Genomic DNA, 20,676 nt, shown 5'->3' with positions numbered 1-20,676 from the left:
GTTTTTACTGAGAGTAGAAATAACAAAGGGATGCATCATGCATCCCTTTTTGTTTGTGTATTAGATTACACACGATCATCGTAACTAAAGTCTAATCACTACCAAATAGGTCTCGCGTGTACACCTTATCAGCCACATCAGTAAGTTCTTCAACCATACGGTTAGAGACAATCACATCGGCGCTTTGTTTAAACTCATTCAGATCGTTGATTACACGTGAGTTAAAGAACTCGTCTTCCTGAAGTACTGGTTCATACACCACCACTTCAACGCCCTTTGCCTTGATACGCTTCATAATACCTTGAATAGACGAAGCGCGGAAATTATCTGAGCCAGCTTTCATTATCAAACGGTATATCCCAACCACTTTAGGTTCTCGTTTGAGAATAGACTCAGCAATAAAGTCTTTACGAGTTCGATTGGCTTCCACTATGGCCCCAATAATACTGTTTGGGACATCTTGATAGTTTGCACGAAGTTGCTTGGTATCTTTTGGCAGACAATAACCGCCATATCCAAACGAAGGGTTGTTGTAGTGGTTACCAATACGCGGGTCCAAGCCAACACCTTCTATAATTTGGCGAGAATCAAGATTATGTGCCTCAGCGTAAGAGTCTAGTTCATTGAAATAAGCTACGCGCATCGCAAGGTAAGTATTTGAGAATAACTTAACCGCTTCTGCTTCTGTAGAGTCAGTAAACAGAACTGGGATATCTTCTTTTATCGCTCCTTCAACGAGAAGGTTGGCGAATGTCTCAGCACGCGCACTACGCTCCCCGACAATTATACGAGAAGGATGCAAGTTATCGAAAAGTGCCTTTCCTTCACGCAGGAATTCTGGTGAGAAAATAATGTTTTCACAACCTAGCTCTTGCTTAATACGCGCAGTGTAACCCACTGGTACTGTAGATTTAATCACCATTACAGCACTTGGGTTAATCGCCATTACATCCTTTATCACCGCTTCGACGGAAGCAGTATTAAAGTAGTTGGTTTGTGGGTCATAATCCGTTGGCGTAGCTATAACAACAAAATCGGCCCCTTTGTAGGCAAACGCTTTATCCGTGGTAGCAGTAAAGTCTAGTTTTCTATTAGAAAGAAAATCTTCAATTTCTTTATCTACAATAGGTGAGCATTTGTTGTTAAGCTGCTCAACTTTTTTTTCTATAATATCAAGTGCAACAACTTGGTGGTTTTGGGCTAACAACATCGCATTAGAGAGCCCGACATACCCCGTACCGGCAACTGCTATTTTCATTCCAATACCCTAATCTTTAGTTCTTATATCAGAATATCAATAGTTTTAATTTTTGGATAGTGAAACAATATTGTGCAACCTAAGCTTCATACATTAGAAAATAAAAAAGCGGCTCATTGGCCGCTTTTTGCACATCGTATTACTCTATGAGTTTAGTCTAACTGAGTTGATAGGTAACGCAGGTAGGCATTACGTAAGCGAATCTTATTCTCTTCAAAGTAATCACTACCATAGCGACCACGGTTGAAGTAACGACGTAGCATGCTGTTGTCCATGATAAGCTCATCACCTTGCCCATCACTTAAGTAATTCACGTCATTGCCTACTCGTGTCATCACATTAAAGTCATAGGCCTCGTTGCCTCGAACCTGCAACAAACCAGGAGACATATCGCGCCAAGGTGTTAGTGGTAACTTGACTGAAACAGCCACAAACTGCTCTTCATCAGTATCTTTGTACTTGGTAACCTGATAAGTAGCGGAAACCTCAATATCCTCAAACCAATGAGAGGTTGTTAGCTTGGCACCGACATCACCTCGCCAAAACTCACCCGCTGTCGCGTTAAACTGCCAATCCCATTCAGGCATTGAGAAAGTATAGCGAGCTAGCGAAGTTTGACGATCGAGAGTCTCATAGCCATTTTCATCTTTCTCATCGACGTGCTGGAAATAACTCATTTCTAAGCTAAAGGCATGAGCACCGGACTGAGAAAACCATGTTGATTCACTTCTCGCGCCAATATAATCTGTTTTCGCCAAACCGACGGATACTTGGTTCGCGATATCAACATAAGGCAAACGGAAGAATTGATGCAACATTGCACGCTCGATATCATTCTCGTACGCGCTATCTTCAAAGTATCCCCATTTTTCATAATCGTCACTTTCTGCTAACGGCAGAATATGGCGAACATCGACAGCGGCACCAGACCAAAGATAGGTATATAAGTTGCTCGACATGGCAAAGGAGTAGTCATAGACCCCAAACTCTGTCGCAACGGCATGGCGAACCATAGGTGAAAAAACAAGTTGAGAGTCTAGTACACCGCTATTTACGCGCTCTGTTTTCCAATTAACCAGCTCAAGTTTCTCGGCTAAATCTCGTGTCGTGAACTTAATATCCTCGCACGCAGCAGAACCATTGATAAAACTTTGATAACAAGACGAATTCGCTTGCATACTAACAACAGGCTTTTGGTTTGCGAGCATAATTAGCTCAATGCGATCCGACTCACCGCCCACTTCTGATACGGCATTTTGACCTAGGTGACTAGAAATGATCCCCATAGCAACACCTAAACCGTCGACTTGGTTATGGTTATAACGACGGTTTTCTAGTGCAACTACCGTCGTTTGGTTCAACAGACCAATTTGAATATTCACGAAGCCTTCATTACGAAGCGTGCTCACCAAAGTAGAGATAGAAACCTCTTTGGCTTTCTTCTGCTCCAAAGACAGCCTTTCCATCAACGTGACATTATTGCGAGAGTAATCGCGAGAACGCGTGTACCCGGTGACTAGAGGTACTGAAAGTGCCGCGTTCCAGATATTTTGCTCATCTGTATTGTGGCCTGAATATAGCTGATAACTGAGTGAAGCTGTCACATCATAAGGCAGTGTACCTTGTGGAGTAAAAAGTTTTACCGATGAGTTGAACTCCACAGCATCGTATTCCCCACTAACCTGTAAAAAGCTCAATGGTTGATACTCAATACCACCGAATGGGCCGTCCATCACACCCAATTCGATATCAGAGAACCCGTAACCTGCCGACACTCGAACTGGAGCAAAGTCGAAAGAGTAGTCCGCAACCGCATATTTAGTGCTGAACTGATTGGCAGAACCACCTAGATCTTGAATACCTAAAGCAAAGTCTAGATTCTCAGTTCCCCAAAAGTTAGGAACCTGATATTTGAAAGACATCGATAGATCACGAATGTCTCCACAATCGTAAAAACAGTTAGAGGTATAATTGTCAGTGACAATTCTTCCGTGGGCCTCTAAACCCTCCAGCAAACCAAACGAAAACTTGAGAGAGTCTAAATCCTGAACGGCTTTTCTCCATGGTAAGCCTTGAGCATACGTAAAAGAAAAGTCTCCGTAATTTAACGACTGCGCATTAGGGGTAAAAGTCAAACCCGTAAAGCTTTGGTTGGAAGGTAACGTTTCCAACTCGTGAGCGGTAAGGGAGGTACTTACCAGTAGCGGCAGCGATAAAGCTGCTATCCCTGTTTTAATCGTTTTCTGTGCCATCAGTTTTAGCCACTGTTAATATATTGAATACAGAAAAAGGCACTCAGAAGTGCCTTTTTGATATTGTGATATGCCGATACGGGCTCGTCATAGGTAAACCACCACAGCGAGCACCACGAAAGCATATCTTATTAATTTTTCTATTATTTACCAACCAAACAAAAGCATCAAGTTTCACTTGCATTACTTTGCTTTGGTTCAAAAGTATATAACTCCGCAGTGCGAGTATTTTGCTTCCATACAAGATCTTCAATGCCATCTACTGGGTTAAAACCTGTAGGGGCCTCGAGCAGTAAACGACGAATCACTTCGTGTTGGAAGTTGTGGCAAGCAACATCGAGCTTGTCGATCAAGGTCTCATACTCTTTTAATGGCAAGTAACTTTCTTGAGCTGTCATAATGCGAGCGTGTGCCGTTTCGGAAACATTATCATCCCCAATCAACAGCTCTTCATATAACTTCTCTCCAGGCCTCAAACCAGTGAAGAGAATTTCTATATCGCCATGAGGATTGTTTTCATCTTTAACTTCAAGGCCTGACAGGTAAACCAAATTCTTCGCTAGATCGACAATCTTAACTGGCTCCCCCATATCGAGAACAAATACATCACCACCTTTACCCATTGCCCCAGCTTGAATGACCAACTGAGCAGCTTCCGGGATCGTCATAAAGTATCGAGTAATGTCTTTATGAGTGACCGTAATAGGCTCTCGCTTCTCAATCTGTCTTTTGAATACAGGAATTACCGAGCCTGACGAACCCAGTACATTACCAAAGCGCACCATACAAAAGCGCGTGCCAAGGTTTGGGTTGCTCTCACGAATGCGATTTTGTTGCTCCGCCAACGCTTGTAAACCCAACTCAGCCATGCGTTTAGTCGCACCCATGACGTTCGTTGGTCTAACGGCTTTATCAGTAGAAATGAGAACGAAATTCTTCACACCAGCATCAATCGCTGCTTGTGCGGTGTAGTAAGTGCCAAATACGTTGTTTCGCACACCCTCAACAACGTTATACTCCACCAGCGGAACATGTTTATACGCTGCGGCATGGTAAACCGTGTCCACTTCAAACGCCTTCATGGTGGTTTCTAAACGATTTTGTCGCTGCACAGAGCCAACTAGAGGCACGACTACAATGTTTAGCTTCTTAGCCTTGATGATTTGGCTTAGCTCACTGTGAACCTGATACAAGGCAAACTCAGACAGCTCAAATAAGATCAATGATTTTGGCGAGTAGTTCAAAATCTGACGACATAACTCAGAACCAATTGAGCCACCAGCCCCCGTCACCATTACTACTTGGTTCTTGATGTTTGCTTCCATCAAAACTTGTTGCGGCTGAACAGGATCACGACCTAACAAATCACCAATCGGAACCTCTTTCAGTTCATCAATTTTCGCCTTACCCGTAAGGATATCTTTCATATCAGGAACGGTTTGGATTTCAACTGGAAGTTTAGAGATTCGATCCAAAACCTCCTTACGGCGTTTATTCGAAGCGCTAGGAATGGCAAGTAAGATTTTTTTCACTTCATGCTTTCTGATCGCCTTGATCGCATTATCTGCGGTATAGACTCGATAACCCATTAACATTGTGTTCTGCAGGGTTTTATCTTCATCCACAAAGCCGATAACTCGGTAGGTTTCTGATTGTCGCAGCGCAAACGCAAGCTCACGACCAGCACTACCTGCACCATAAATGAGAACTGGATCTCCGGCCTTATGTACCGATTGAGCAACCAAACTTCTTACTAACAGACGGCTAGTCCCTACCCCTATTGCTAGAAAAGCGGCATAAATAAAAGGAATCGAGCGTGGTAATTGGGCATCGAATGCGAAAGCAAAACTGGCCACACAAAGCGCAGATAGAATAGTACCTAACCCGACGACTGCCAGCACATGAAAGCCTAAATAGCGTAATACCGCTCGGTAGAGGCCAAATGCGACAAAGACAGCAAGGGTACAAACAACGGTGGCAAGCAATACGTAGTGACTGCTTATATCTGGAAGTGGGCGGAATTCACCAATGCGAGACCAATAAGCAAACATAAAAGCAGCAGAGATAATAAAGAAATCCACTCCGATACTAATAAGGCGCTTTTGATATCTCGGTAAAGACCAAATGACGTTAAGTTTGGAATTATTTTCAATCATGACAGTATGTAAGCCTCATTACCCCAAGTTTATTTTTAGAGTTTGGTGGTAATGCTAGTTAATATTATGAGATAGCCTGAGCAAAGATTATACAACCTGATGATTATGTATAGAACCATTAATTGCATATTATCTCACTGCATCGCATCTTTTAAGCAATCTGCGTAGCAGATATTTTACATTTTCATCAAGTGGGGGGACGCATTGGTAGGAAAAAATTATAGATAACGACGCGTTAAGGCATTGTTATTTATGCGTCCCACTCAGACTGAACAGGTTTACTTCTGCGCCTCTAACAACACTTCACGGATCACGCAGCTGGTTTTAGCAACTTCTTCTGGTGTTAATGTCGGATGGACCAAAAACATCAAACTAGTCTCACCTAACTGCACCGCATTTGGTAGGCGTTTTTCTGGTCGCCATGGCGTATTATCAAATGCTTTTTCTAAATACACCTCAGAACAGCTCCCCTGATAAGCCGGAACGCCACGTTCTACAATGGTTTCCACAATGCGATCTCTCGTCCAGCCCTCTGCCAAATGTTCAGGCTCAACAAATAGGTAGTGTTTGTATTCTGCGTGCTGCGAATACTCAGGCACGTGAACACGGCGAACGATATTGAGATCTGCAACTGCCTCATCGAGTTGTGCCGCATTGGCTTGACGTTGTGCCGTCCATTCTGACATGCGAGTCAATTGAATACGACCAACCACGGCTTGTAGCTCAGTCATACGCCAGTTGGTTCCAAAGCTGTCGTGCAACCAGCGAAAGCCCGGTGGATGTTGACGGTTATAAATCGCGTCATAGTTTTTACCATGATCTTTGTAAGACCACATTTTTGACCACAAATCTTTATCATTTGTGGTCACCATGCCACCTTCACCGCCTGTGGTCATGATCTTATCTTGACAGAAAGACCAAGCACCAATGTGACCAATTGTGCCTACACTGCGCCCTTTGTATTTTGCGCCATGTGCTTGGGCACAATCTTCAATAACATAAAAACCATGTTTTTCTGAAAGTGCCATAATGGCATCCATTTCTGCAGGCATGCCAGCTAAATGAACAACGATGACTGCTTTCGTCTTAGGGGTTAGCACCGCTTCAATTGACTCTGCCGTGATGGCTTGGCTATTGAGATCCACATCCGCGAACACAGGGTTGGCGCCAGCCGTAACAATAGAAGACGCAGAAGCAAGAAACGTTCTAGGCGTCGTAATAACCTCGTCCCCTTCACCAATCGCTAACGCTTTAAGCGCGACATCGAGTGCAAGGGTACCGTTGCTTAGTGCAACAGCATGATCACATCCAACCCAAGCTGCGAATTCTTTTTCGAACTCACGGCACTCACTACCCGTCCAGTAGTTTACTTTGTTTGACAGTATTACACGACTAACTGCGTCGGCTTCTTCTTGAGTAAAAGAAGGCCATGGAGAAAATGGAGTATTAAGCACGATGTCACCTAAATAAAAATTATTCTGAGAATGTTATTTTGACTTGTTTACGAGCTGTGCAGGAGTACCCACAACAGTTTGCAAATCTGGTACATGGTTCAGGACAGTCGCGCCGGCTCCTACCATTACGCCCGTACCAATGGAAATAAGTTGTTTAACTTGGCTTCCGATACCGAGCCAAGAACCTTCCCCGACAGTTACCCCGCCCGCAAGATTACAACCAGGGCTAACATGTACGCCATCCGCTAAATGGCAGTCATGATCTATCGTTGAGGCCGTGTTAATAATGCATGCTTTACCAACTTTGACAAAAGGATTGATGACAGCACCAGCCATGACCACCGTACCTTTATCAAGCTGACTATGCCGACTAATTGTGGCCCTAGGGTGCTCTAGTACAGAGAATTTAGCGCCAGCTATACTCAGTTGCTTCTGCTTTTCTAACCTGACTTTATTATTGCCGATGGCTATCACCGTTAGATCAAACTGTGCCGCTATCTTTAACAAGGCTTCGGAATTCCCTTTGACTGGCCAATGCTCAACATTTTGCAACTCTGGCCAGCGGTCATCAAAAAACTCAATGTTTGTATAACCATTTAGCTCCGCAATTTCAGCAACGACTTTACCGTGACCACTAGCGCCTAAAATTGCGCAAGTTCTATTCATTGATTTCGTCCTGCTTTGATTGACCAGTAAAAGGTTCTATCGTGACATGGCCATCTGCCGATATTCCTTCCTTCACAAACACTTTTTTAACAGTTAGGAACAGAATTTTGATATCTAGCCACAGGTTACGATTATCGACATACCAGACATCGAGCTTAAACTTATCTTCCCAGCTGATTGCATTACGCCCATTAATTTGAGCCCAGCCCGTTACGCCAGGCCTGACTTCATGACGTCTTGCTTGCTCTTGACTATAAAGCGGTAAGTACTGCATTAATAAAGGACGTGGCCCCACTAAACTCATTTCACCTTTCAATACGTTCCACAACTCCGGAAGCTCATCGAGGCTTGAGTTTCTTAACTTGTCTCCAAACGGAGTCATTCGCTCGGAATCAGGAAGTGGATTCCCTTGTGAATCGACCGCATCTTTCATGGTACGGAACTTAACCATTTCAAACGGTCTGCCATTTAAACCAGGACGTGTTTGACGAAACAGTACGGGCGAGCCTAAGTTCTTGCGTATTTTCCAAGCCACGAGCGCGATAATTGGCGAAAGCAAAACAAGCCCAAATAAAGAGGCACAGAAATCAAATAACCTTTTCATTATCTACCTCTGCAGATTTCACATCTGATTGAGCAGTTCCTACTACCCACTCAACCCATTTATCAGCTAACAACTGGCGGTCAAACTGACTTTCAGCAAGCTGTCGAGCGGATGCCCCCATGTTAACAAGCGCATCTCGATTATCTGCCGCCTGCTCTAAGGCATTTGCAAACGCCTGCGGATTTTCCGGAGCCACAGTAAAGCCACACTGAGAATCTTCTATCATCCCTGCTAGCCAACCTGGGTAGTTATTAATCACAGGGAGGCCCGCAGAAATATAATCGAAAAATTTATTCGGAGATGTTCCGTAATAAAAAGCAGGGATATTTGCCAACACTTGCATTCCAACATCAGCGCTTGCCATTAAACCCGCCAACTTCTGCTTATTTACAGGAGGGTGAAATACAACGTTATTCAGCTGCATCTCTTGAGCTTTGGACTCCAATTGTGGTTTTAGCTTACCTTGCCCCACCAAAACTAACTTAATATCGTTTCGGCCACGGCTTTGTAACTCTGTCGCTGCATCTAAGACAGCATCCAAGCCGTTCGCCATACCATGAGTGCCAGTGAAAACCGCCATCAAATCTTCTTGCGTGACACCCTCTGGTCGCCATGGTTCGCTTGGTTGAGTAAAGATGGAGAGATCACAGCCATTGGGTACCATCGCTATTTTGTCTGTAGGCACTCCACGCTTCTTGATTCCCTCGACAATGCCAGGAGAAAGGCCAATACAGCGATTCGCACTTCGATAAGACGCCCATTCTAATAGAGACATCAAACCCAAAATGATAGGGTTTTTGATTACCCCCATTTCTTTTGGTAATTCAGGCCACAAATCCCTTACTTCAAATACAAACGGCTTTCCACGTAACCAACGTGCAAAAATACCTGGAATACCCGCTGTTAATGGGGTTGTTGTTGCAAACAATACATCGTATTTTTCCGTAAAAGCTAAGCCGATACTTTTTAGGGCAAACTTAACAAAAGTCATGCTTCTTTTAAGAAAGCCATCTGAGTTGGAATACGCCAAATCAAACTCAATAATGCGGATGCCATCGACGACACCCTCACGTTTGCCACCAATAAACTCTGACTCTAACCCTGTCTCTCCTCCACCATATGTGCCACATACCATAGTGACATTATGCCCATGGTGAATTAGGCGCTTTGACATCTCGTAGGAACGTATTCCTGTGGAACCTTTAGGTGTTGAAAAGTGCTGGTGAAAATAAAGAATATTCATTATCTGTAATTATACTCTGTCGTTATTTTGCCATCTGACGTTACTTCGATTTCCAAAACAGGAATGGAAGTTTCTTGGTAGTAATAGCGAGACTCTTTTCCTTCGACTAACTCAAGTCGTTTGATGTCGGTATTACTATTTATCGTTATAGAATGAATATGGTTGGTGATGCGATTGCCTTCTATCATCCATTCCCCTGGACTCAGGCGCCAACGTAGTATCGCTTTGTTCTGTACACCTTGAATATCATCTACAACTCGCAGCACACTGTTCGAAAGAGAAATCTCTCTTTTATGACTGCACCCCAAATAGTCACGGTAACTAGCGCTACAATATTGGCGAGCTTCATCCCAATGGACATTTTCAGCCTTAAGCCAAGCACCTAAGAGAAATCTGCTCAAGCGTGGCATTTGTTCATGCTCATCAAACTGAACAGTATTATGACTTTGCGTTCCACCATAGTAATCGATATATGCTTGACCAGCATTGTAACTAAAGGTGCCACCGTCTCTTAACAGGTTTACACCATCAAGCCAAAAGTCCACATGTAGAGCATCGTTTTGAGCAGGTCGAAAACGAAAGATAGGGTAATTGAATAGTGCAAACGCTCCAGTTTGGCTTCTTAATCCGGCGTATCCACCTTGCGCAAAATGGAATGAGCTCGGTTGGTTGAGTACTCGCTGAGGTTTACTTAATCCCAGAAGTTTAAGTGGTTGATCATAGCTACCTGCTTTTTCCCAAGCAGATGACTGCAAGAACAGGACTGAGGCGAGCTGAACCGTTGGGCGAAAATCTCGATAATCCGAGTCACTTAAAGGTAACAACCTTGCGCCATCGTTATGACCTAAATTAGGTGCATCCCCATTTACTTCTTGAGTCAACTGATATAACCATTGAGTCGCCAAACCAATTTTTGTATACAACGACGGACTAAACGAATTGAGATTAAGTTCCCGCCTCCATATCTCAGCCATTGAGTAAGTATCTAACATAACTCGGTGATAGTTGACTGAATACTGGCTGAATGTTCCATCATCATCGATCAAATGCTTTGCTCGATTCTCTAACCACTTACGCCCCATTTTTTGCCAGCGCATAGCGCTTTTATCGCCACTGGAAATAAGCCAACTTCCACCGATAAATAGGGCTGCAGCTTCCGAAGTGCCATGGTTGTTATCTTGAGCAACGGCATAAGAGATGGTCGGGGCAATGCGTTTTAAGTGGGCTTTAACAAATGCCAACAGTGCAGGTTCAGGACTTTCAACTTGATTCAGTAATTTAGCAGCCATAGCCAAATGCATGACTCTTATTGAGGCTTCTTGCCCACACTTCCAGTTCGGCCCCAAATAAGGAGAATTGTGTTTTAGCCAATCTTTCGTAGTTGCATTCAGCTCATCCAGCGCTTGCTCTCTTCCAGAAAGATAATCCTTCGCTAAGCCTAGTACCCAGTCGAATCTAGATGCTTCCCAAATCCCTTTAATATCACCAACATTAGAATCAAAGTCAGACAAACAAAACCAAGGTTTATTCATGTTGGAGTAGCATTTTCCAGTTAATGCGCTCTCCGCCCATCGCAATTCACTGACTAATCGCTTCGGCCTCCAACCAAAAGGGGAGAATTGGTATCGCTGACTAGATTTACATTGAACTGAAGCAGATAAAGGGCGAAACAAAAGCCCCGATATCGAGGCTTGATTGAGACGCTTAACTGGGTTTAATCCGCTTCGGACACCTAGTTGGTAAACTGCCACTCTGGCTAAATTGAAAACACCCAAGTTCTTTGCAGTTTGCGCTTTTAGTTTGAGACTCATTGTTGTTTACGCAATTGCTCTGCTATTTCAATTGTCACTCTTGCTACTTCGAATAGCTCTCGAGGTGGAATCGGCGACTCTTTACCTGATTCAATAGCACTAAGGAAAGCAGCCGCACAACCTGTTTGCCCTTTGTCTTGTTTCCATAAATTCATTTTACTAAAGCCAGGCCAACCAAAACCTTTTAACTTACGGAAGTTGTCTAATTGAAGTACTCTACCTGCTGCGAAAACTTCTACGCGCTCTTTCGGGAAGTTAGCAGCACCATTAGCTAAGTAGTGGATAGTGCCGAAAGAACCATCAGCAAAACCAAGAATAATCGCAGCTTTATCTTCCGTGATATCAACACTATCAACATCACCCATACGACGACACTGCACAGAAACAATCTCTGAATCAGCCAGGTATCGCATTAGATCGATGAAATGACAGGCCTCGCCGATAATACGACCGCCGCCCACTTCATTGTCTTGTGTCCAATGATCGGCCGGAATTGCACCTGCATTCATTGTCATCATAAAGCTTTTAGGCTCTTTGACTGATGAAAGCAGCTCTTTCATTTTTTGGACTTGAGGGGAGAAACGACGATTAAAGCCAACCATCAGCTTTGGAGCAGATGCAGTGGATGACTTAGAGTAGTATGTTGCTTCTACTTCAGCTAGCTCTTCAAGCGTTACAGCTAGAGGCTTCTCAACAAATACGTTCTTGCCTGCGTTTAGCGCTTCAGATACAAAGTGAGCATGGCTGTTATGGCGCGTTACAATTGCAATTGTATTAATTTCTGAGTCAGAAATCATTGCGCTTGTATCTGTTGTGGTTTTCGCAAAGCCTGCTTTTTCGCCATGAGTTACGCCATTAATACCACCAGAAGTGGCGATAGTATGTAATTGAGCGCCTCCCGCTTTAAAAGCCGGGATCAACATGCGAGAAGCGTAGTTCCCAGCACCAATAAACCCAACAACAGGTTTAGATGCTTCAAAAGTCGCTTCGCGGTTAAGTGTGATGGATTTCTCGTGACGAGAACTGCACTCACTCTGGTATTGAAGCAAAATGCCCAGCGCAGACTTATCAGAAGTGAGTAGGTCGTATGCCTGAGCTGCATCCTCGAACTTGAATCGGTGAGTAATAAGTGGCTTAACATCTACTTGGCCAGAGGCCATCATGTCCAAGATAGCTTCGAAATTTCGTTGTTCAGTCCAACGTACAAAAGCATATGGGTAATCTTGACCATTATCTTCGTAGTTGGCATCGTAGCGACCAGGGCCATAAGAACAAGAGACTTGGAAGGTTAGTTCTTTCTCATAGAAATCCGCACGATTTAGCTCTAAGCCAGTCACACCGACAAGGATAATACGGCCGCGCTTACGACTCATTCGTGCAGCTTGGGTCACTGGATCATTTGATTTTGTCGAAGCAGTAATAATTACGCCATCGACGCCGTTTCCACGGCTAAATGCCATACCAGCTGCAACAGGATCTTCACCTTTACCAGGGTTACAAACTTCCGCGCCGAATTGCTTCGCCAGCTCCAACTTCGCATCATCGTAATCAACCGCCAGTACACGACAACCTTGAGCACGCAGCAATTGAACGGTTAGTAAACCAATTAAGCCAACACCAGTAACCACAAACGCCTCACCTAATGTTGGTTCGGCTAAACGAATCCCTTGTAGACCAATACTCGCCACAACCGTAAACGATGCTTCCTCATCGGATACGTTGTCTGGAATTAAAGCGCACAAATTTTTAGGCACACGGACGACATCTGCATGAGGGCCGTTCGATACAACGCGATCACCTTCTTTGAAGCCCTGAACACCCTTACCAACGGCCTTAACGACACCAACGTTGCAATAACCAAGGGGTAATGGTTGCGCCAACTTAGATTGAACAGCGTCAATTGTAGTCATTAACCCATCGGTTTGTACCTTCTCCAACACCATTTTTACTTTGTCTGGCTGCTGGCGAGCTTTATCAATCAAGCTTGCTTTGCCGAAATCTACAAGCATGCGTTCTGTACCCGCAGAAATTAAAGAGATACTGGTATCGATTAACACATTACCAGTTGTAACCTTTGGAGCAGGAGCCTGCACCAAATTAGAGCCACCTTTAGCCATGTCTTGAAGAACCTGTTTCACTTAATTATCCTCTCTAAGCATTAATATTTTCCTAATTTTTTCATTAATTCCAGTAGTGTCATCTACCTTGAATAAAAACACTTCACTTGGTCTAGGACATACATCGGTTGTAATTACTTTGGCTCCAAAGTCAATTGCTTCTTTAATACTAACAGAGTCACCATCAGTTTTAGTCAACCTCAATAGTATTGCTGTTTTGTTTAATAAAGAGAGTTGAGAAATACCATTATTAATAAAAACAAAGTTTCTATGTTTTTGTTTCAACATTTTTATCTTATCTAAAACACGCGTTCCATAATCATCATCTGTAAATTCACCAAGCATCATAACAAAGTAGTAATCCGGAAAATCACAAGCTAAGGCATCATAAAAAGATAAGATATCCAACAGACCATATAAGTCAAACTCATCATCACTAGAAATAGTTTTCCAAGCGCTAGTCAGAACTATATTTCTACTTTTAGCATTCAGCAAATATGATAGTTCACTGGGTAGTTGTCTTTCAGCCTCATACAGTTCTGAATTGGTAGGCTTAATATAAGGTGTAATGATTTCAATTTTATCTTTTGAAATACCACGAGACAAATAAAAGTCAGCAATGTCCCTGTTAACAGGCTTAATCATCTTAATAGACTTCAAAAAATCAAAAAGAATACTTTCACCTTCTGACTCATTGATTAGCCTACGGTAACCATTGTGATCGATAAAAACACAATACTTGGATAACCCTAACATCGTAATTATTTTGAGAACATGTTTATTTGAAACATTAACTTCTATTTCAAAATCCTTACCAAGGACAATATAAGCGAGAGCATTAGCCAAAAGATAAATAAAGCTAATTTTAAGTCTACTATCAAAAAGCTTAACATTCCCCTTTTTATTTTTTAGTTCATTGAACCGACGAAATACATATACTGAAACCCCTCCAAGAGGTGGAGGAACAGCACCAAGAATAAACACTTTCATTACAGATACTTCTCACAAAAATTATCAACTCTACTTTCTAAACTATATTTATTAAATATTATTTCCTTGTCTCTATAATGAGACTTTTTATCATCACATCCTTGCAACCTATCTCTAATTCTTTTTTCATATTCATCTTTATTGAAATTGTCTATAATAGTTGCGCTTGTGGAACTCAAAACCTCTGGAATAGCCTCTGCATTTGAAGATATTATAGGCAAACCCAATGCGCATGCCTCCGCTAAAACTAACCCAAAACCTTCAATTTCTGTAGGATGAACTAATACATTAGATATAGACATAATTTCTCTTACATCATCTCTATAACCAAGAAAGAAAACAGAGTCGTAAACATTATTTTCAGCTATTTTTTTATTAATACTTTCTAACGCTTCTTTTGTGCCTTTAACATTATAATCAACGCCACCTAAGTAAATTAGTACACAATCATTTTTTAATAACGGCAACGACGCATCTAGCACCAACTCTATGCCCTTATACTTTGAAACCCTACCACAGAATAAAATTATTTTTTTATCTTTAAAACCAAGTTCATTTGATATTATTTCTTTATACTTTGGATTAACATCAGTTATATCAAAAAAATCATTTCTAATTGAATTGTATAGAACAAGACCTTTTTTACATTTCTCTTCACCAAAAAAAACTTGAGAACCATCCCGAACAAAATTTGATATAAAGTAAAAATTAATGTTCTTCCTAATATTAACTAACAATCTATAAATCTTATAATTGACAGATTTTTCTCTATAAATATCATACACTTGATGAACACCTACAATAACCTTTACACTCATAAAAGCCGTCGCTATTGTAGTTATGATCGCCGGAGATACAGTGGAAGTTGCAATAACATCGAACTTTCCATTCTTTAATATATTTCTTAATTTCCAAGATGAAAGTAAAAATTTAATTTTATTCGGATTAACTTCTAGTCCCAAGTAATGAACTTTTAAATCGTACTTATTTAAAATATCGACATTTTTACAGCCATTATGTATGTCCTTTGTATACATAATGGCAACCTCTACATCATAACCTCTTTTCTTAAGCTCGAGAGCCAAGTCAAAGTCTAGTTTCTCAGCGCCACCTAACTGGTAAACCTGAGATATAAAAATAAGTATCTTCATAAATATTTTACCGCAACCCAAAAAAAGTGAACAAGTCCGATTACTACATAGAACGCGACGTTAAAATAGTGTTTAAAAAAATCACCCTTAAAGTAATTGAAGAACAACAATAGGCTAACGATATAAAAGACAAAAAACTGACCAACATGCCTAATCTCGATTGATGTTGAAGCAATCATAAGTATTCCAACCAAATACCAACATGAATAAAAAAACACAACATCTCTACTTTTTATTGACAAAATAACACCACGTAAAAAAGTAGGAAAAGTAGCAATCATAAAGAAAGAATAAATTGATAAGAATATCTGATATTCATGGCTACCCCAAATAAAACCAAGCCAGCTAGGTATGGTTCCTAATATAAGTAATGAACTAGCAAAAACTAATCTTATCAAAAATGGTTGATTATAAATAAAACCAACACCTAAAGAGCTTTCAGATGCATTTGATAAAGCTAAATCACGGTAAGTGTCTGCTCTCTCGATAGCATAACCTATAATTGGCACATTTTCTTTTGACACTAAATATAGAACAGAAAAAAGGAGAAGAAATAAGATAAACTTAACTATAAAGTTGATGTTTTTTGTATAACGAAAGGCTATTGACGTTACATAAAACACTATCACAATGATTGCCAGTGCATCCCTTAGGTATAATACAAACCAAGATAAAAACATGACAGTTAGTGAATAAATAAATAATGAACATTTATTTACACTCCATCTCGCATGAAAATAGCAAAGAATAGTCATTGCTAAAAATATAAATGAATCTCTAAGTAACAATACTCCAAATTGTAAAGGAATCCCGCTAAATAGTATTAATGCGATTACATATTTATCATCAATCTGACCACCCAATATTTTTTTTATTTCGGCAATAAGAGCAATTGAAACTGAAATCAATAATGAGTTTATTGTAATTGCAATATTAGGGTTGGTATCATCTGAGAAATAAAAAAACTGCCAGATTTTAACAGCAATTGTAGAATCAACTAAATACCTCAAATCCTCCAAACTAAAATCTCGATAATATGGCTGTAACAAGTATAAAAACTTTTCAGAATCTTTCGTTGTTTGTAATACATCAAAATTTGACAAGGTATAAAATTTAATAAACATTGAAACCAAACAAACAAAAGAAAAAGACAATAACAAATTTTTAGTGAATACAGGTCCTTTAAAAGAGAAAAAAGCAAAAACAATAAAAAATATAGATGCCATAAAAAATGACATTACGATATCGTACGTAATGAAGTAGCCTATTATTACTGATACAAACATCCATAAAAAAGATGTTGCATATCCGTTTGTCATTTAACTTACCATTTGTTTTATTTTATCTAGGAAATAGGCTTTATGTTTTTCAGCCTCTCCGGCATTATGAATATACTCAAGTTTATTGAAATTAAAATTGTTTATTGAATTTAAATATATCAACTTTGAATCTAGTGAAAACCTTTTCCAAACATTTTCAATCTTACTGTCCCAGCATATTTGTAAAAATGGAACTTTCATTACGTAAGATACTATGCCACAATGCATCCTTGAGCTTACAATCAAACTCATTCCTGAAATAAAATTAACCAAATCTACTGGATATACACTACGCTCAACAAACTCAACATCAGAAGACAGATCAGAAAAATTATCATACATAAACTTTTCATCGAGCATTGAACCGTTTGTAAATAAATATACTTTTCTATTTTTAACCTTATGAAGCTCTATGATTCTCTTTAAGAAAAAGACATAATCACTTGGACCAATTGTAGTTCCATTAACACTGAGTTCACTAAAATCTTGAATATTAATTCCGACTCGCTCTTCTGAGCAAACTTTAATTTTTTCATCTAACAGAAGTGAAAATACTGGGTCATTGAAAACCAAAACATCATCTTCTCTTTTTTTACAGATATCACCAATCAAACGTCGAGACAAATCGTCTCTAACGGTTAAATACATTGCATTTTCAAATACTTTTTTATATAGATACCTAGAGAGAAAAGAGTGCTTTACTCCTACACCACATCCAACTAGAGAGTATGGGATGTTATAATTTACACAAACTCTAGATAACGTATAAATTCTAAGCATAAACCCTAACGTAGTATCCGTTATTATTTGCCCCCCCCCTATTAAAACTTTATCAACATCCTTAATACTTTCTTCTATACTTAATATGTAATCTTTTCGCTTAAATATAAACCATAGTAAATACCCCAAATACTTACCTATAACTTTTATATTTACGAGAGTTGTTATTAGTTTTTCTCTAATGTTAGGTTTTGACTCTACTTTTAAATTATTCTTTCCTAAAGAAAACGACGTCCTTTGTGAAAGATCAAAAGATTCAACTTTCAATAACTCTTTGCTCAGTACATCTTGTAACGCATCAAAAATTAATCCATCACCTAAATTTTGGCTATATCTTTCACAAGCAATTAGTATTTTTTTCATAGAGGTACTAACCTTCCGACTCCATAATTAACACTCAACCTTTTTTTGACTCTCATAGAAAGAATTAAAACCCTTAGTGCTTGAGATAATAATGTAGCAATTGCAACTCCTTCGATTGAAAAATATTGGACTAATATTAAAGCGGCTAAAAAACCTATAATTAAACTAATAGACGTAACTATAAAAACGTCTTTTTCTAACCCACAAGAGTTTAGTAATGTTACCTGAGGCCCAAACAATGATATAAACAATTGCCCTAACGATAAAATAAGCAAAACAGAATATGAACCTAAGTATTCATCACCAAATATTATAGTTAATAGATCATTGCCCATAAAAACAACTATTAGAAAACTAGGCAAAGACACCATCAGACTCATGATTACCGTTTTATCTAATATTCTAATAAGATTTTCAATATCATTTGAATAATATAACTTACTGAACATTGGTGCAGATAACATCGTAACTGAGTGGAGACCAAAAGAAACTAAAATAGATACTTGTAGTGCTACCTTATACAACGCAATATCTTCATCACTCCCAAAAACTGACAATATAAATACATTCAACTGACCATCTAATACTTGCACCCCAGATAAGAGTGAAAAATAGATCAAAGCGGGCTTGATGTTTATTTCTTGGTTACTTTCAGAATATTTTATTTTTTTTGTGTATAAACTTAAGACATAAACTGTAATCAGAACACACAAAGCAGAAGAAATAAGTGACCTAAACAAAAGTCCAGAAGTATTAACACCACCTTCTAAAATTAAGCTTACTGATATTATTAGAAAAAAAAACAATTGCCTAAATATACTATCTGGCATTTGGCCTAAAAGATAACCGCCATTTCCTCTGATAGCCCCACTTAGACTAACCGAAATAGAAACAAGAAAGGCAATCAATATAGAAAACCCTATATTATTCATACCAGAAATAAAAATAGGCAGACAAACAAAAAATAATAAAATAAAAAATAAAGATATAAATTTCTTATATTTATCAAAAACCGCACTGTAATTCCCCTTAGCACTTTCTCGAACAAAAACAGTGGGAAACCCAACTTGCATTGGTAATGCAAGAAGACTTATTACGGCTATCCAATAAGAGTACTCCCCAAAGGTTTCAATATCTGTATTATTCGTTAACAATATAGTGGTAAAAAATCCAATTAAAACACTTGTTATTTTTATAATTATAGAAATAGCACTATCTTTAAAGAAGCTTTTCATTTACCAAATACCTTTAGTATCGATAATTAAACCATTACTTATTAATACTCCTTTAAATCCCTTATGATCAACTAGCAAAACCTGCACATCAGCTTCTTTAGATGCAATGTCAAATTCCACTAGTTCAACATGTTTCAGTTTCTCTGGAATAGATTCAATATTTGGTTCTACAGCAACAACACGACCAGCGTGCATTTCTGCGATTTTTTGTGTAATAGCCATCGCAGGGCTTTCACGCAAGTCATCAATATCAGGTTTAAATGCTAAACCGTAACAAGCAACCGTCACCTCACGGGCTGTTTTATCTGGATTTGCTTGTAAAAACTCGGCAATTGCCAGTTTTACTTTATTAATCACCCAGTCCGGTTTGCCATCATTCACTTTACGTGCTGTATGGATGATTTGTGCTTCTTCTGGTGTTTTTGACACAATGAACCAAGGGTCAACCGCAATGCAGTGGCCACCTACACCAGGTCCTGGCTGAAGGATGTTTACGCGAGGGTGACGGTTCGCCAATGCGATCAATTCCCATACGTTGATCTCTAGCTTGTCACAAATGATTGAAAGCTCGTTTGCAAAAGCGATTTGAACATCACGAGAGCTATTCTCTGTCAGTTTTGCCATTTCCGCTGTGCGCGCATTTGTTACGACACATTCACCCTGTACAAAGGTACGGTACAACTCTACTGAGCGCTCAGAACAGAGAGTAGACATACCACCAATGACACGGTCATTTTCTACCAATTCACGAACAACGTGACCAGGCAATACACGCTCCGGACAGTGAGCGATATTCACATCAGCTTGTTCGCCATGCGTTTGTGGGAAAGTCAGATCACCACGAGCTTCAGCTAGCCAAGCAGCCATTTGCTCTGTGGCACCCACTGGTGACGTGGATTCAAGAATAACGAGGTCACCTTTTTTAAGAACTGGTGCTATGGCTTTACTTGCCGCCTCAATGTAAGACAAATCAGGCGCTGGTACTTCGCCTTCTTTACATGGCAAAAATGGCGTTGGGACCGCAATCAGGAATGCATCTGCTGGCTCTGGCGTAGTGGTTGCTTTCAAGTAACCTTCAGACACGGCTGCACTTACGATCATATCGAGATCCGGTTCAACAATATGGATTTTGCCTTGGTTGATGGTATCAACCGCATGCTGGTTTACATCAACACCTATTACCTTTTTCTTACGTGATGCAAACATCGCTGCGGTTGGCAGACCGATGTAACCTAAGCCAATAACTGAAATTGTTTCAAAAGACATAATTTTTTCCT

15 protein-coding genes are annotated in these 20,676 nt (G+C 40.1%); all 15 read right to left on the bottom strand.

What is annotated here, in order from left to right:
- Positions 1-91 precede the first annotated feature (91 nt).
- Positions 92-1,258, bottom strand: a complete 1,167-nt coding sequence (locus MSG33_RS16670; protein WP_248381503.1) for a nucleotide sugar dehydrogenase — start codon at positions 1,256-1,258, stop codon at positions 92-94.
- 152 nt (positions 1,259-1,410) lie between these two features.
- A complete protein-coding gene (locus MSG33_RS16665; RefSeq protein ID WP_248381502.1) occupies positions 1,411-3,510 on the bottom strand; it encodes a YjbH domain-containing protein in 2,100 nt (699 codons plus the stop codon).
- A 167-nt stretch (positions 3,511-3,677) separates the two neighbouring features.
- On the bottom strand, positions 3,678-5,666 hold the full coding sequence (locus tag MSG33_RS16660) for a nucleoside-diphosphate sugar epimerase/dehydratase (RefSeq protein ID WP_248381501.1): 1,989 nt from the start codon (positions 5,664-5,666) through the stop codon (positions 3,678-3,680).
- 278 nt (positions 5,667-5,944) lie between these two features.
- A complete protein-coding gene (locus MSG33_RS16655; protein ID WP_248381500.1) occupies positions 5,945-7,120 on the bottom strand; it encodes a DegT/DnrJ/EryC1/StrS aminotransferase family protein in 1,176 nt (391 codons plus the stop codon).
- Positions 7,121-7,153: 33 nt separating this feature from the next.
- On the bottom strand, positions 7,154-7,786 hold the full coding sequence (locus MSG33_RS16650) for an acetyltransferase (protein ID WP_053809489.1): 633 nt from the start codon (positions 7,784-7,786) through the stop codon (positions 7,154-7,156).
- Positions 7,779-8,390, bottom strand: a complete 612-nt coding sequence (locus MSG33_RS16645; RefSeq protein ID WP_237284683.1) for a sugar transferase — start codon at positions 8,388-8,390, stop codon at positions 7,779-7,781. The genes MSG33_RS16650 and MSG33_RS16645 overlap by 8 nt, the downstream gene beginning before the upstream one ends.
- Positions 8,374-9,633 (bottom strand): glycosyltransferase family 4 protein, encoded by a 1,260-nt coding sequence (locus tag MSG33_RS16640; RefSeq protein ID WP_267136676.1) that lies wholly within the window; start codon positions 9,631-9,633, stop codon positions 8,374-8,376. Before MSG33_RS16640 ends, MSG33_RS16645 begins: the two co-directional genes overlap by 17 nt.
- Complete coding sequence (locus MSG33_RS16635; protein WP_248381499.1) at positions 9,633-11,165, bottom strand: heparinase II/III-family protein; 1,533 nt, start codon at positions 11,163-11,165, stop codon at positions 9,633-9,635. Before MSG33_RS16635 ends, MSG33_RS16640 begins: the two co-directional genes overlap by 1 nt.
- Positions 11,166-11,440: 275 nt before the next feature.
- Positions 11,441-13,582 (bottom strand): bi-domain-containing oxidoreductase, encoded by a 2,142-nt coding sequence (locus tag MSG33_RS16630; RefSeq protein WP_248381498.1) that lies wholly within the window; start codon positions 13,580-13,582, stop codon positions 11,441-11,443.
- Positions 13,583-14,551: a hypothetical protein gene (locus MSG33_RS16625; RefSeq protein ID WP_047725471.1), complete on the bottom strand. Its 969-nt coding sequence runs from the start codon at positions 14,549-14,551 to the stop codon at positions 13,583-13,585.
- A complete protein-coding gene (locus MSG33_RS16620; protein WP_248381497.1) occupies positions 14,551-15,702 on the bottom strand; it encodes a glycosyltransferase in 1,152 nt (383 codons plus the stop codon). The genes MSG33_RS16625 and MSG33_RS16620 overlap by 1 nt, the downstream gene beginning before the upstream one ends.
- Complete coding sequence (locus MSG33_RS16615; protein WP_248381496.1) at positions 15,699-17,021, bottom strand: hypothetical protein; 1,323 nt, start codon at positions 17,019-17,021, stop codon at positions 15,699-15,701. Before MSG33_RS16615 ends, MSG33_RS16620 begins: the two co-directional genes overlap by 4 nt.
- On the bottom strand, positions 17,022-18,164 hold the full coding sequence (locus tag MSG33_RS16610) for a polysaccharide pyruvyl transferase family protein (protein ID WP_248381495.1): 1,143 nt from the start codon (positions 18,162-18,164) through the stop codon (positions 17,022-17,024).
- A complete protein-coding gene (locus MSG33_RS16605) occupies positions 18,161-19,399 on the bottom strand; it encodes a polysaccharide biosynthesis C-terminal domain-containing protein (protein ID WP_248381494.1) in 1,239 nt (412 codons plus the stop codon). The genes MSG33_RS16610 and MSG33_RS16605 overlap by 4 nt, the downstream gene beginning before the upstream one ends.
- Positions 19,400-20,665, bottom strand: coding sequence for a UDP-N-acetyl-D-mannosamine dehydrogenase (wecC, locus tag MSG33_RS16600; RefSeq protein ID WP_248381493.1), 1,266 nt, complete (start codon positions 20,663-20,665; stop codon positions 19,400-19,402). It lies immediately after the preceding gene.
- Between the last annotated feature and the right edge of the window lie 11 nt (positions 20,666-20,676).

The sequence above is a fragment of the Vibrio sp. 1CM7H genome (genome assembly GCF_023161645.1).
Lineage (GTDB): Bacteria > Pseudomonadota > Gammaproteobacteria > Enterobacterales > Vibrionaceae > Vibrio > Vibrio diabolicus.
The sequence above is the reverse complement of the archived record's forward strand: the minus strand, read 5'-3'. Positions and strand labels throughout refer to the sequence as shown.

Bases quoted from the DNA above. Each gene is read 5' to 3' on its own strand.
- MSG33_RS16670 (WP_248381503.1), bottom strand. From the start codon at position 1,258: ATGAAAATAGCAGTTGCCGGTACGGGGTATGTCGGGCTCTCTAATGCG.
- MSG33_RS16665 (WP_248381502.1), bottom strand. From the start codon at position 3,510: ATGGCACAGAAAACGATTAAAACAGGGATAGCAGCTTTATCGCTGCCG.
- MSG33_RS16660 (WP_248381501.1), bottom strand. From the start codon at position 5,666: ATGATTGAAAATAATTCCAAACTTAACGTCATTTGGTCTTTACCGAGA.
- MSG33_RS16650 (WP_053809489.1), bottom strand. From the start codon at position 7,786: ATGAATAGAACTTGCGCAATTTTAGGCGCTAGTGGTCACGGTAAAGTC.
- MSG33_RS16645 (WP_237284683.1), bottom strand. From the start codon at position 8,390: ATGAAAAGGTTATTTGATTTCTGTGCCTCTTTATTTGGGCTTGTTTTG.
- MSG33_RS16640 (WP_267136676.1), bottom strand. From the start codon at position 9,633: ATGAATATTCTTTATTTTCACCAGCACTTTTCAACACCTAAAGGTTCC.
- MSG33_RS16635 (WP_248381499.1), bottom strand. From the start codon at position 11,165: ATGAATAAACCTTGGTTTTGTTTGTCTGACTTTGATTCTAATGTTGGT.
- MSG33_RS16625 (WP_047725471.1), bottom strand. From the start codon at position 14,551: ATGAAAGTGTTTATTCTTGGTGCTGTTCCTCCACCTCTTGGAGGGGTT.
- MSG33_RS16620 (WP_248381497.1), bottom strand. From the start codon at position 15,702: ATGAAGATACTTATTTTTATATCTCAGGTTTACCAGTTAGGTGGCGCT.
- MSG33_RS16615 (WP_248381496.1), bottom strand. From the start codon at position 17,021: ATGACAAACGGATATGCAACATCTTTTTTATGGATGTTTGTATCAGTA.
- MSG33_RS16610 (WP_248381495.1), bottom strand. From the start codon at position 18,164: ATGAAAAAAATACTAATTGCTTGTGAAAGATATAGCCAAAATTTAGGT.
- MSG33_RS16605 (WP_248381494.1), bottom strand. From the start codon at position 19,399: ATGAAAAGCTTCTTTAAAGATAGTGCTATTTCTATAATTATAAAAATA.
- wecC (WP_248381493.1), bottom strand. From the start codon at position 20,665: ATGTCTTTTGAAACAATTTCAGTTATTGGCTTAGGTTACATCGGTCTG.